We start from the raw sequence: 13,621 nt of genomic DNA, 5'->3' as shown, positions 1-13,621 counted from the left end.
AGATAAAGGAAAATGTTTTGTTCTAATAAAAGCTACTTTTAATATAATATAAATGATATCCTTAGTTAATTATTTTTAATTAACAAGGTTTAATTTAAAGTATAATTAGTAATTATAATACTCTTTATTTACTACATATAAAATATTCTATTATGGAATTACAATACGATTTTACCACTAATGCTCCTAAAGAGCTCATTTTAAAATACATTTTAGATCCACAGAATTTACTGAAATACGTACCTGCTTTTAAAGACCTTAAACAGATAAACGAAAATACATGGGAGTTAGAAGTTAAATGGTTATTTACTATAAAGCTTACTGTAAAAAGAATTATTGGAGTAGATGAAATCACTTATACAATAGAAAAAAGTGAAGGATTAATAAAAATCAAATCCTACTTAAGATACATAATCTTATCCCCAAAAGTGGGTCAAACAACTTTAAGAATTTTATTTTATTATGAAGGACCGTTTGAAAGTATAGTAAAGAAGCAAACAGAAGAATATTATAAGAAAGGAAAAGAGATGTTTGAAAAAGATTTACAAAGAATAAGAGGAGAAACAAATTATACTGCAGAAATACCAAAAATTAATATAAATGTAATAAATATGCAAACTATATTAGCTAAAGAAATTTATAAAAATGAGATAGAAGACATTCTGACAAAGGCTATGGTAGAAAGCGTAAATTCTAAAGTTATAGCATTGCTCAGTGATGAAAATCAATTAGTTGAAATAACGTTTGAAAACGGATCTTTAGTAGAAAGTAAAGGAGATATTAATTCCCTAAAGAACAAAATTAAAGTGATCCTAAAAAGAGACCAAAGCCAAGAAATAAAAAATCATTCACATTAAACTACAAAACATAATTATTCTTCTTAATTAAATTTTCAATTGTAAGTAAAGATTAACAGAATCTTACGGATAGTCCAATTAACTCTATCATAAGAAACTCTTTATACTCTATCTATTAAGAATTTCAGAGTATCTATACTTTAGGGATCAAGTTAATAACTTCTCTTCTTTCGTGAGAAATTATAATTTCCTAATTTGTAAATATATTTTAAACATTAGTAAGTTTTAATTATCCTTAGATTGTAAAAGTTCTAAAACCATTGTCACACAAGAACGAGATTTTTAATCACATACTTAATAACCAATACCAAAGGGGTACAGCATCATAACCATTAATTTTTCCGTAATAATTCCATGTTATTAAAGTGACTTTTTCTGGCTTAAGTTCTTTCTCAGCTTTTCTTATAGCTTTTATTTTCCTCTCATCTACTCTATCTTCAGAATAGGTTACTTGAATTATCTCTTTAGCTTCAAAATCTTTACTAACTACAAAATCAACTTCTGCACCACTCTGTTCTCCCCTTTCTTTCCAATAATAAACATCTTTTCCTTCTCTCCTTAATTGTAAAAATACAGCATTCTCCATAGCTTTTGAAATAGAAAACTCATAACCTAAGGCTATTCTATATCCAGTATCTATAATGTAAACCTTTTTTGGATTAACCTTCCTTTTTGTCTCACTTTTATCGTATATTTCAACTTGAAAAAGAAAATACGTTTCTTCACCTCTTTTAAACATTTCAATTACTTTTTCTTTACTAATGGAATAACCCAGACTCTTTAAGTATTTGTAAACCCTATTATACGTCATGGGCGAAGCATAATTAGAAACAATATAAGTTGCGAAATTCTCCCCATATTTCTCTCCAAGATCCCTTACTACTACTGAATCAAAATAAGAACGAAGTAACATCTTCTTCAAATTTGTGTCTTTCTCTAAAACTACAGCTGGATAACTACCGTACTGTAAGTACTCTCTCAGTAGGGAAAGAATCTTACCTTTTTCTTCAGTATATAAAGCAAGCTTAGGATTAACCTTCACGTTAAGAAAAGAAAGGAATTCTTTGAACGAGAGAGGGAAAACTTCAAAATTTATACTTCTTCCTCTTAATTCCTCAGCTATTCTTTTAGGAGTCAAAGATGAGGTTGAGCCAGTTAAATAAACTTTTGCATCTATCCTTTTCCTAAACCAACTACCATAATCTTTAACGTTTTGAATTTCATCAAGGAAAATATATTTTGGTTTTTTACCAGTTAATTCGTAAAATGCTACAAGCATATTATCTAATTCTTGCACAGTCACATTTTTCAGTCAAGGATGTTCAAAATCTACGTAAATTATTTCGTCCTTGCTTGCCTTCTTTTCTTCTAACAATTTTCTTATAGTGTGAAATAAAAGGTAAGTTTTACCGGCTCTTCTTCCTCCAGTTAAAGTAACAATATAATTTACATCAGTTGGTAAGCTAATTTCTCTGCCTACAGTTGGAGGTAGATCGTTGTTAAGAAATTCTGCAATAACTGATTTAAAATCCTCAACTCTCACAATAGTAAAGTAACTGGAAAACTATTATTCTTATCTGACCACTTTTATGTTAAAACTGGTAGTCAAACTTTACCACTTTTCCTTAATTTTCATTACAATATTTTTAAAATAGATGAAAAATATGAGTGAACTTAAGTATTTTAAATAATAAGCAAAAAATTATTCTTCTCGTCTTATTTTGACGTATTACATGAGAAATCAAACTTAGATGTAAATGTGCTAGTCTTTCATTCTAGTGGCGCTTGTTAAGTTTTATATGTATAAAAAGCTCTTATTTCATGCTATACGTTTGTTTCAAAAGAAGAATACTTCTAAAATAATTTTATCAAAATATCATTTGAAAAGTCGTATGCATAAACATATTTTGTACAAGCTATAGGAATTGGTCCTTTAATTATATATTCTTTAGCACCTCCTGGTTGTCCGTATTTTGGTGCTACTCTTCCTACATATATAATGTTTTGTGCTATCAAAGTATCATTAATAGGAAATCCTATATCTAGGTGGCGAAGATAAAGATAAATACATCATGGCTTTTTGCGAATCGTTCGTAAATAAAGTTGTAAAATAAGTACCCATAGGATTTTTTGAATATATCACTCCGTTTCTTCGTATAAATTCAAGCTCATCATCACCAATATATCTATAAAGGTAATTAGAATCTAACTCAACTACTTTTATGCTCATGAAATATCCCTAAAAAGAGCATCATACTATGGTAGGTAAGTATGATATTCCTTTTTCCTTTAGTAGATCTGTTAGCTTATCGTAGCATTTAACTAGCAAGTTGTAATAGTACGGAGACTCTGCAGATGAGATGCTTCTATTTATTTTATCACAAATATAATTAAGCGTAAGAATTCTTTCGTTACCTACATCTTTCCAGCTAACTATCCTTATGAAAAACTTTATCGTTTCTAAAGATGGTGTTATATCCTCAAAATTTATTGCATAATAATCCTCGTACTTTTCCTTGTATTCTCCAAAGGTTATTGAAACTACTTTCTCGTCAAATGGAAACACTTCAAGCTGAATATAATTAAATCCTTGTTCCTGCAACGTATTTTGAAAACGTTTAAAAGCGTACACTATATTATCGAAGGCGTTCTTATATTTTTCATATTCGGTGGCCCAAAAAGTAAAGTCCATAAAGTAAACTTATTTATAGTATTAAAATTCTTTTTGACATAATGAACATGTTTAGTAAAACGAATTTCTTTATTATGTGATATTATCTTGAAAATTAATTAGAAGTGAGACTACTGAGTTTAAAATTACTTCCTATTAATAAATAGTTCAGTTAAATATTTCATTGTTAAAATTATCTCGTTGAACGTGATAATTCATGCATTTAATGTATTTGGCTCACAAACGTAAATAAACAGTGTTTAAGTTTTTCTCTTAAAGGCCTTATCTTGTTTATTTCTTCTTATCAAGATTTGTCGAAATGGCATAAAATTGCTACTATCTTGGTTATGTCTGAGAAACCACTTTCTTTTAAATACTTCTTAATGTTTTTAGTAAACGTAGTCCAAGATTTCATATCACATTTTATGTCTATCATAATTTCTATGAAAACAATCTCTTGCTCTTCGGCAACTATTTCAACGTCTTCAACGTGTAAGCCAAGACTCTCTAACAATCTTATTAAAGAAATTAATTTTCTTATATCTATTACCCTTTCTAAGTATTTTATTTCATCTTCTTGAAGATAGTATTTTAACTCGCTCTCAGCTTTTTCAATAGTGTATGAATTATAAATATCCTTTACTGATACAGACATTATAACATCACACGATATAGTAGTTACAGAATAAGTTACACTATTACACACTTCTTCATTAGTACTTACGATAAATGAAGTCATGACATTTTCCCTTCTTTACCTACAGCTAGTCAATGGAAAATTTACCTCCATAGTATTTATTTTAGTATCCTATACACATCGAAATATTTTCTTCAACATTTCTCATACCACTTCTAAGGTTTTCTTATGTTCTTTCAAATTTTTCTTAGGTCAGTCTGTTTGAGAAGTTAAAAAGATGTGTATCCATATTTATTTTATGGAAAGCATTAAGAAGCAAGATTACAATCAGAGTGTTATTAGAGAGATTAAAATTAACAAGATTAGAAATACTCCCTTCTTTGATGAGGATAAAAAATCGTTAACTTTACATCCATCTAAAATAAATATTATTGTTGGTCCCAACGGTAGTTATAAAACTTCATTCTTAGAGGCATTATCAATAGCCCTTCTTGGAGTTAGCAAGTTTCAACCAAATTTCCTCTTTAGCCTTATGTCAACTTTAAGAATGGATGAAGGATGGTTTTATTTTCTTGCTAAAGATAAACTGGATTTATCAGTTGATGACTTAAAAGTTAGTAATGCAAGCGAAGATGATATAAGAAACTTTAATTTACCTACTATACAGTTTTCTTCAACGAAAACTCCAGGTGTAATAGTAAAGGAAGAAAGTTCTGGGTATAAATCGCTAATACTGTTTGATGTAGCCGGAAAAGCTGTGTTTAGAGTGGGCAATCTAAAGACTTATAGAGATTTTATCGCATTTTCCTTGCCAAATCCTATAACTCCACAATTTATTAATAGTTTTCTTACTGTTTCCAACTTTAATACAACATCTGTAATTAAATTACTTGAGGAAGAACTGGACTACAAGTTTTTAGGATTTTACCAAGACGATCTAGGAAGAAATTCCATTATCTTAACAGATAAAAAAGGCGATATAAGGAGTATTCAATCATTGGGAAGTGGAATTTCATCGTTAGTATTTTTAATTCTGGCAACCGTTCACGACATTGTAATTTATGATAATGTAGAGAATTATTTGCATCCTCAACTAATGTTTAAACTTATTGACGTTATTCAAAAATCAAACTCACAATGGTTCCTCATTACTTACTCATTAGAATTCATAGAATATCTAACCTCTTTTACACAAGATCTGCAAGTATGGAGATTTAGAAAGGATAAAGAAGGGGTAGTAGTAGATGTTTATAAAGGAGAGGAAGTTGACGATGTGCTTAACACGTTAAAAATTGACCTCAGAGGTTGAGAAGGATGAACTTAGGTATGACAGACAGCAGAGATATAAAGAGATGGTAGAACTAAAAATATGTTATTAACATGCGTGGATAATTGTTTGCTTAATGCTAATTGAACATTATAGTTGAAAGTGTTCAAAGGAGATTAACTGACGGTAATGTTAAAGCAAAAGTTGCGTTAATTTGTATGCTTCAGATATCCTCATTCTCCATAATTTTAGATAAATAAGGTTGAAGTGGTATAATTCAACATGATAACGCAATAATATTACTATTACGTTATTAAAGATAATAACAATATAAACAAAAGATTTTTGAACTTAAAACAAAACAGAAAACAGGTGATGAAGGGGTCGGTTATAATACCGGACTATACTGATAATGATGAATGGGCTTGAGATCTGAGACTCCCGACCCCTTCATCCCTAATAAACTATTCTCATTTTATCTAAATAAGATTTTCGTGATCCGTTAAGTAAGTTTGCTAAAGAGATTTATCCCAATTTAATTTTTCAACCTAAATTTCCTTTGTAGTTATGGTAACTTAAAAGCTGAGAATTAGCACTTCTTTTTCAGTCATAATTAGGGAATGTGGTGAGATGATGTTAAGCATTAGTATTTACTTTAGTCAAGAGTGTAATTTCCTTAATTAAAATTAGGTTATCAATAGCCTAACTACTTATTCTAACAACTCTATTTTACCCAAGTACAAATAACTAAAATCTTATTCCAAACAGATAGTCATAAATGAACTCTTTCTATTGAAAACTTATCTTGTAGCTATCATAGATAGGATGTAAACAAATTCCGTTCTATCAGTCATAAAAAAGGACAAAATAGGGAAATTTAAATAAAATATAGTCTTCTATTATCGTATGAAGATTAGAGAACTTACAATATTGGCTATTATCATATTCACAATCACTTTCTCAATAAGGGCTTCAAACAATATGCTAATTACCACAGTACCATTAATAGCTAAATACTATTTCCACTTTTCTGCCTTTTCTGTAGGTTTAGTTTCCTCTATCGCGTCAATATTCTCATTCATATCTAGTTTTTTCATAAACTCTAAGCTTTCTGCTTCTCTTAGAAGTAAGCTCATGAAGACTTCGTCAATCCTTTACGCCATAACTTTTCTATTATTCTACTTCGTTAACCCTTTTCTAATTTGGATATTTACAGCTATAGCAGGATTTTCTATGGGAATAATATTTCCAAACATAATCACATTTGCTGGTTCTATTGGAGATCAAAGAAGTAGGGAAAGAATGATCTCTTTATATACTGCATCTTTAAGCCTTTCCTTAATTGTTAGCCCGGGTTTAGAATCACTTATTTTATCCAAATATTCTTTAACTCAAGCCTTCATATTCTTTTCAGCATTTAGCTTTTTAGTTCCAATTATTTCTTTTAAAATAAAATTTGAAGATGACAGAGTTAAAGAGAAGAATAGTAACCTCACAATCTTAAAATCTCCAGCTTTCTTAGCTTCCTTATTTAACAACTTGATGTATGATATTCCATTTGGAATGATTGAAACTTTTGGAGCAATTTATGCTATAACTTTATTTCACGCTAACTACTCTTTATCTACCTTGTTATTCACCTTATATTTCTTAACTTCTTTTATAAGTAGAGGACTATTTACTGTTAGACCCGCAAAAAACATATTAAGAATCATTTTACTTAACGTAGGAAGTACAATAGTAGGTTTGTTTTTAGCATCTATATCTTACAACCTTTATATGTACATTCTCTCTCTGTTAATTTTAGGAATACCACATGGATTAACTTATCCTTCATCACTGATTTTACTATCTAGAAATTTTAAGGATGAAAGAGAAAGAAGTATAGCTAATAGTTATTTTTCCGGAATTCTTATAGGATTAGGTGGAGTCATACCAATAATTATGGGGTATTCTATAGAAGAAATTGGATTGAGAGAATCTTTTACTTTACTTGCAATTGTAAGCCTAATACTCTTTTTCATCATGCTAAGAGAATATAATAAAATATCTGTAATCAACCAATAATAGAGGTTGCCTTTATAAAGAACGCCTATGTTTGAAAAGAGTTTACGCACTGTTTAATTTTTCCTATTTCTCTTCACGTAACTTACTGTAAATATATGGTATTGATTTACAATACCTATTTGAATTTCCGAAATGTCCACCTTTAAATTCTTCATAATAATGATCTATTCCAAGTTTACTTAACTTTTTATGCAAACTTCTCATTCCAATGAAAAGATTAAACTCATCCTCATTTCCTACGTCAAGATAAATTGCCTTAAGCTTCTTCAAACTATCTTTAAACTTCTCAACATTCCTAACTGGGTCATAAGATAACCACTTATTCCAAATATCATCTATAAGTTCTCCAGTTTCAACATCAAAAGGTAAATCAAAACCAGTCTTAGAATTCAAATTATAAGAATAAAATGCAGCACTACCAAATACATTGAATATTCTCATATCATCATCAGTCAGACTGTCTTTGCTAAATAACTCATTTAACATTTCTTCAACAGACTTTCCATGCAATCTCTTTATTGTGAAAATAAAATCTTGCGAATACATAAAATAAAAGCAACTATCTCCAAAGTGATCAGCAAAAGCTTGTATAACATCTGGATGTCTTACAGCTAAAGTATAAGCCCCAAATCCCCCAGAAGATTTACCAAACAAAACTACTTTATCCGCATTATACTTTTCTTTTAATGTTGGAATTAACTCCTTTATTATAAAGTCCTCATAATTACCTACAGCAGGAGAATTAATATATTGGTTAAGATTGTATTTTGTTCTGAAATTTGGATTAGCAAAAATAGCTTTTATTCCCTTTTTATCTAATATGTTTTTCATTATTTGATGAAACCTATTATTTACATTTCCCGACCAGTTGATTCCTGCTAATTCAATAAATAGAGGCATTGGTTCACCAATTTCATCTGGAGTATATACTAAAACTTCCCTATTGTAAGGATCTCCTAAGTAATTGTCTTTTAAAGCATCACTTTCGATCTTAATGATCTCATATTTCATAAACTGTTTTTTCCTACTTACTTTAAAAAGTTATAAAGGAAGAAGATTGACTGACTACATGTCATTAAAAAGCATGAGAGAATATTAGCTGAGTTAAGATAATCTTCAATCTAAACCGCTTTCACAGTATGCTAAGTTTACTTTGCGTTTTCACAAATTCTTTTAAGTACCGACGGAAATGCTATTTCTATTCGTGATGCATATTTATATACATGCTTAAACAAATAACGTGAGAAAAAATGTCACAATTATTACAATCATTTTCTGATTATATGGAATGGAGAAATATTAAGGCCTCCCATAATCTTCCCAGAAGACTAATTAGAAACATGGAGGATTACTTAATAGACAAATATGCTGATGATATTGTTGAGATAGGAGAATTATTTGCAATTACCTTAACTAATTCATTAAATGACGAGATACTGAAAGCAATATCTGAAAAGTATAAGAAGCTAAAAGAAGACTTCGAACTTTATTATTCCATAATTGAACATAATACTGTAATTGGAGAATATAAAGAAATAGCTGAGAATAAACTAGGAAATTTAATAGATGCGTTAAGAATAAATAAAGATAAATTCATAGAGGAAGGCATCAAAGGACTATTTGGGAGACTTCATTATTTCTTATTATAAGCTTTACCTCAGTTTTATAACACATTTATATCTCAAACTAAAAGACTTAAAGATTACAAACCCAAATAGAAGGACTATAGACTCACCTAACGAAAAGAATAGTATAAACGTAATATATCTTATGGTATCCCTTTTTGCTATTCCAATAATTATATATTTGGAAAAAGGGCGAAATTGTAGAGAATATAACAATGTTACAAGGTATTATGCTATATTTGCTAGCTGAAGGTAAGAAAAAAATACCAAATCCAAACTCTTTGGGTCATAAGTTATTTTTGGCTGTTTTTAATGGTTAAGGCAGTTTTCGTAGACACCAATATCCCAAAGTATTATAAATGGAAAACATGATCCCAGAATGAAGCTGAAAAGGTCATAGAAATACTAAATATTTAGAAATTAATGATCTAAACAGTTTTGACTGCAACAAAATAGTGTGATTATATACATGTAAGCAATCAAATGACCCCACGCCATAAAGACTTATACCATTTTTGTCACTGTCATTTAGAGTTAAAAATAATCTTTAATGGATCCGCTTATAACATCTAACGATAATGATTTAAACTAACAGATAGTAAGTAAAGAAAGTCTTTAGATTAATACTTATGCCAGGTAACTATGAACATAGACTAAAAAAGTACAAAGACTTTCCGGAAACAGTAACGACTAGCATCAACTTTTTATATTATCCTTTAGTTATTACACGAGTGAAGTATAAAGAGGAAATATTCGCTGGTTCATTACTTTTCCTTTCTTCATTCTTCCCTCACTTCGAAATTTCACTTCTTTTAATTTACGCTTATGCTTCCTATTTTAGACTCAAATACTTCTCACCCTTTATTTCAGCACTTCTTATTCCATTTTCCCCTATTCATGCACTCCTCTCAATTCTTCCTTATCCTTTTCTTTTCTTAGATAGAAAAGCTGGAATCTCTTATTACGTTTCATTAGCCTTCTCTCTGTTCACCCAAAACTACATTCTTATGTTGTTTCTTTCTTTCCTTGATAGAAAAGGTCTTCTATCAGCCGGTATTTCTCTTCTTGTAGTAACAGCATTTCTTCAAGGTAATTACATAGTCACTTTCGGTAATACTGCTTTCATGTTAATTTTAGCTGGTATAATCTCATCTCTTATTGAAGGAAGGATAAGTCAAAAAACTTCAATAGTAGCTGTTTCCTCAGCAGTTTTAGTTTATTTTCACCTTTACTTTTTATTACCAGCCTTGTTAATTTTCTCTCCATGGGTTTCACTTCTTTTTGCTTATTTTAATCCCTACTTAGGTTTAATAGCTTTAGCTGAGCTTAAAAGGAAATTAAAATATGCTGATATAATACCTTCTTTCTTCTCATTCCTTTACCCACCGTTATCCCTTACGTTAATAAGAAAAACCCCTTCTTACTTTCTTTTAATTCCTTTAGCCTCAGCAATTTACCTTTTTTTGACTTTCAATTACACTCTTTTAAATCAGATAGAATACCTTATCCTGTTAGTTTTAGTTACTAGGTATTTTCCTTATTTTCGCGTTGCAAGAATATTAAAGGATTATTACGTGTACATGACTAGCGTTATGCTAGTCTTCCTTGGAGTTTACTTTTACTTCCTCAACTTGCCTTTCTTTACACTCTTTATGCTTACAGCCTTAGCAATTTCATTTCCATTAAAAGCTGAAATTAAGGGATTACCAATTGCTGTACTTTCTTTAGCAAACCCAGTTTATGGTTTAGGGTTAGCAAGTAAAAGGTATTCTGGTGTTTTTCTTCTCATTCCTCTTATTGCTTTCATTTTCTTTCATTACCCCTTATACAGTTATTTCTTTTCTCTAGCTGGTGTTATAATTTCTTTATTTCTAACTTCTAGGGAATTTAGAGAGAAATGGATTTTACTTATTCTTAGCGTCTTGTATCTTACCTACTCCCTTTACCTTATAGTAATAGGAGAAATAATAATTACTGAGTTTTATTTACCAATTTCCCTCTTCTTTGTAATTCTTTTTAACTTAATGAAAAATGAAGATAAAATAAATGTAAGAGATATGATAAGCTTTTTAGCTCTTTCTTATCCATTTCCTTTCTTATCACCTTTATTTATATACATTGGTAAAAAAGTAAATCCTTATGTAGCATTGTTACTCGAAGGAGTGATAATACTTTTCCTTATTAAAGTTGAGTATTTATCTTATATTATAATTTCTCTTCCAATTTAGTTATTGCAAGACATTAAAGTAGTTAGAGAAACTATGTGTGAATTTCTTTAACTTTTACACATTCCACTCTAGGATATACTAAAAAATCAAAGTCTGGGTACCCAGAAATTATGGGTACCCAGGAAAACCTACTGAAGATCCTTTTGATAGAGAAGTTGAAATTAATACTCTCTCCAATATGATAAAAAGAAAACAGCCTACTGCATTAATAGGAGTAAGAAGAATAGGAAAAACTTCAATAATTTTAAAGACCTTGAAAAACATTAACATACTGTCGATGTATTTCTGCTGAAGACTTCACTTCAGAAAAAAAGCTTTTGATCTAACCTCCTTTCTCACTTATTATTCAACTTTAATCCTCACTGAATTTCTTAGCACAGTAGAAAAGAAGAGAAAGATAATAGAAACAATTAGTATAAAAGGGAGTGAAATAGTCAAAAAGCTAAGAAACTTAATTGGTTATATAAAAATTTCATTCAATTTGCCATTAACTGAAATAGAAATGCTTATTGAAGGAGGAAAAATGAAAGAAAGCATTCCTCAAATCCTTGATTTGCCAGAGAAATTAGCAGAAGATTATAACATAAATTTTGTTATAGTAATTGATGAGTTCCAGTACTTAAGGTTAGCTTCTCAATCTTTTCCAGGATTATTTCACGTTATGAGAAGTAAATGGCAATTTCATAAGAGAGTTTCTTATGTAATTTCCGGCTCGTCAGTAGGATTATTAGAAAAGACTTTTTCCGAATAAAAAGGAACCATTTTACCAATTCTTTTTCCCCATCTATGTTAAAGAATCTGATGAGAAAACCTCTGTTGAATTTTTGAAACAAGGCTATGAAGAAGAAGGGAAAGAGTATGAGGAAGAAGCGTTAACTCTTGTTGCCAAAGAGTTAAATGGGATTCCAGCATGGTTAAACTATTACGGATTAATTAGCCTTTCTTGTAAGAAAATCGACATTAAGTGTGCAAAATGCAGTTTAAATAAAATGTAGGAAGATCCAGTTATAAAGGGAATTGTAAAGCAAGAATATTATAAACTTAGCAAAAATGAAAGGGAAGTACTAAAGTTTTTGGCAAATAAGGGTGGTAAAGGATCTTTTATTGGGTTAAAAAATCGAGCTTATATGAAGGAATAAAAACGTTAATTGATGAAGGTTATATAAGGAGAGAGGAAAGAGGAGTTTATTCTATTGTAGACCCAGTTATTGCAAGAGTTCTTCCTAGTGTTGATAGTTTGTTATAAATGTTTGAGGAAGCTGTTAAATTTAGTACCAACTTGTGGTCGAAAAGTTGGACAAAATAATTTCTCGTGCTAAGCAATTAGAGAAAGAGTTTAGAGTAGACTATACTTGATATAACCATGTTCAATACTGGATAGAGTGGGAAGCAAAGAAACATAGTCTGAAAGTTCACCCTAATTATTCATCTCAAATTTATCCTAAGTGTGGTTCGAGAATCTGATTATCGTATGTTAAAATATCCTAAATGAGGATCATTGTGATTATATAGCTGTGTATAATCTTTATGGGAGGGGGTCTCTGACCCTCTCGACTGCCCCTAAGATGAGAGATGTAAATCCGAATTAATGGGGAGAACAATAAGTCGTCAGCCGGAGGAAGTCAGATCTATAAGGGGCACACCCCCTTAACTTTAATCCTTCTCTCTATCTAAAACCTACAAAACCTTAAAGCTGGGGGTCTGATGAAGAAAAGCGCGGGTCGGCTGGCGTAGTATTGCAATTATTTATAATATTATTACAAATGTGATATTAATAAAGCAAAAATAAAAAGGTTTAAATACTTCAAAATTCAGAATTAGAAAACGGGGGCCCAATGATGAACAGGTGGTGTGCTGACCATGATGAGCTTGTTACGCGCTGAGGCCCCCGTTGATTGTTTATTTTCTTCTACCAAAATAAGTTTAACGCTACTTCTCTTCATGCTTTAGTTTTCCTGTTTCTATTCGGTTTACTGGGGAGCAAACCGAGAAAGGAGGGTAAAGTAGTTTAAGCTTAATTAGATAAAATGAGAAAATATATTTGGGGCGGGCTCAGCTCTAGCCTGTCTCATCACGGTCAGCTCACAAGGCCTCAATCATCGCCCGCCCCAATTTCTAATTTCATAATCTTCAGATAGAAAGATACCACAGTTGTAGGTACTTTTCTAAGAGGATAAGCTTAATTAGAAAGGAGGAGTATAATATGATAGGGGGATGAAGGGGTCCAGGTCAGTGTGTCAGCCATTCATCATGCTCAGATGTGTGGGCG

13 protein-coding genes and 1 pseudogene are annotated in these 13,621 nt (G+C 30.4%); 7 read left to right on the top strand and 7 right to left on the bottom strand.

Features of this window, described 5'->3' with window-relative positions; translation table 11 throughout:
• The first annotated feature begins 152 nt into the window (after window positions 1-152).
• The gene (locus tag ACAM25_RS00845; RefSeq protein ID WP_369610465.1) at window positions 153-857 is read left to right on the top strand and encodes an STK_08120 family protein; all 705 of its coding nucleotides are present in this window, start codon (window positions 153-155) and stop codon (window positions 855-857) included.
• A gap of 286 nt (window positions 858-1,143) precedes the next feature.
• Here ACAM25_RS00845 and ACAM25_RS00840 read toward each other — a convergent pair whose 3' ends face one another.
• The 6 genes and pseudogenes from ACAM25_RS00840 to ACAM25_RS00815 form a co-directional block, all read right to left on the bottom strand.
• Entirely contained in the window at window positions 1,144-1,668 is a 525-nt protein-coding gene (locus tag ACAM25_RS00840; RefSeq protein ID WP_369611704.1) for a DUF4143 domain-containing protein, read from the bottom strand.
• A gap of 255 nt (window positions 1,669-1,923) precedes the next feature.
• Window positions 1,924-2,400, bottom strand: a pseudogene (locus ACAM25_RS00835) (AAA family ATPase); the annotation flags it as partial.
• 311 nt (window positions 2,401-2,711) lie between these two features.
• On the bottom strand, window positions 2,712-2,873 hold the full coding sequence (locus ACAM25_RS00830; RefSeq protein ID WP_369610464.1) for a hypothetical protein: 162 nt from the start codon (window positions 2,871-2,873) through the stop codon (window positions 2,712-2,714).
• A 7-nt stretch (window positions 2,874-2,880) separates the two neighbouring features.
• Window positions 2,881-3,087 carry a hypothetical protein gene (locus tag ACAM25_RS00825; RefSeq protein ID WP_369610463.1) on the bottom strand — a complete coding sequence of 69 codons (207 nt, stop codon included), beginning with the start codon at window positions 3,085-3,087 and terminating at the stop codon, window positions 2,881-2,883.
• Window positions 3,088-3,108: 21 nt separating this feature from the next.
• Window positions 3,109-3,549, bottom strand: a complete 441-nt coding sequence (locus ACAM25_RS00820; RefSeq protein ID WP_369610462.1) for a hypothetical protein — start codon at window positions 3,547-3,549, stop codon at window positions 3,109-3,111.
• Window positions 3,550-3,832: 283 nt separating this feature from the next.
• The gene (locus ACAM25_RS00815) at window positions 3,833-4,267 is read right to left on the bottom strand and encodes a hypothetical protein (protein WP_369610461.1); all 435 of its coding nucleotides are present in this window, start codon (window positions 4,265-4,267) and stop codon (window positions 3,833-3,835) included.
• A 196-nt stretch (window positions 4,268-4,463) separates the two neighbouring features.
• Here ACAM25_RS00815 and ACAM25_RS00810 point away from each other — a divergent pair, with 196 nt between their 5' ends.
• Window positions 4,464-5,474 (top strand): AAA family ATPase, encoded by a 1,011-nt coding sequence (locus tag ACAM25_RS00810; protein ID WP_369610460.1) that lies wholly within the window; start codon window positions 4,464-4,466, stop codon window positions 5,472-5,474.
• 864 nt (window positions 5,475-6,338) lie between these two features.
• Window positions 6,339-7,499 carry an MFS transporter gene (locus ACAM25_RS00805; RefSeq protein WP_369610459.1) on the top strand — a complete coding sequence of 387 codons (1,161 nt, stop codon included), beginning with the start codon at window positions 6,339-6,341 and terminating at the stop codon, window positions 7,497-7,499.
• Window positions 7,500-7,562: 63 nt separating this feature from the next.
• Here ACAM25_RS00805 and ACAM25_RS00800 read toward each other — a convergent pair whose 3' ends face one another.
• Entirely contained in the window at window positions 7,563-8,510 is a 948-nt protein-coding gene (locus ACAM25_RS00800; protein WP_369610458.1) for an alpha/beta hydrolase-fold protein, read from the bottom strand.
• Between the two features lie 239 nt (window positions 8,511-8,749).
• Here ACAM25_RS00800 and ACAM25_RS00795 point away from each other — a divergent pair, with 239 nt between their 5' ends.
• The 4 genes from ACAM25_RS00795 (at window position 8,750) to ACAM25_RS00780 (ending at window position 12,347) form a co-directional block, all read left to right on the top strand.
• Window positions 8,750-9,148 (top strand): hypothetical protein, encoded by a 399-nt coding sequence (locus ACAM25_RS00795; protein ID WP_369610457.1) that lies wholly within the window; start codon window positions 8,750-8,752, stop codon window positions 9,146-9,148.
• 707 nt (window positions 9,149-9,855) lie between these two features.
• Window positions 9,856-11,352, top strand: coding sequence for a hypothetical protein (locus tag ACAM25_RS00790; protein ID WP_369610456.1), 1,497 nt, complete (start codon window positions 9,856-9,858; stop codon window positions 11,350-11,352).
• A gap of 481 nt (window positions 11,353-11,833) precedes the next feature.
• Window positions 11,834-12,103 (top strand): hypothetical protein, encoded by a 270-nt coding sequence (locus ACAM25_RS00785; protein WP_369610455.1) that lies wholly within the window; start codon window positions 11,834-11,836, stop codon window positions 12,101-12,103.
• A 73-nt stretch (window positions 12,104-12,176) separates the two neighbouring features.
• Window positions 12,177-12,347 (top strand): hypothetical protein, encoded by a 171-nt coding sequence (locus ACAM25_RS00780; protein WP_369610454.1) that lies wholly within the window; start codon window positions 12,177-12,179, stop codon window positions 12,345-12,347.
• The last annotated feature ends 1,274 nt before the right edge of the window (window positions 12,348-13,621 follow it).

Source organism: Sulfurisphaera javensis, from assembly GCF_041154675.1.
Taxonomy (GTDB): domain Archaea; phylum Thermoproteota; class Thermoprotei_A; order Sulfolobales; family Sulfolobaceae; genus Sulfurisphaera; species Sulfurisphaera javensis.
Note: the sequence above shows the minus strand (reverse complement) of the source record. Positions and strands in the feature narration are given on the sequence as shown.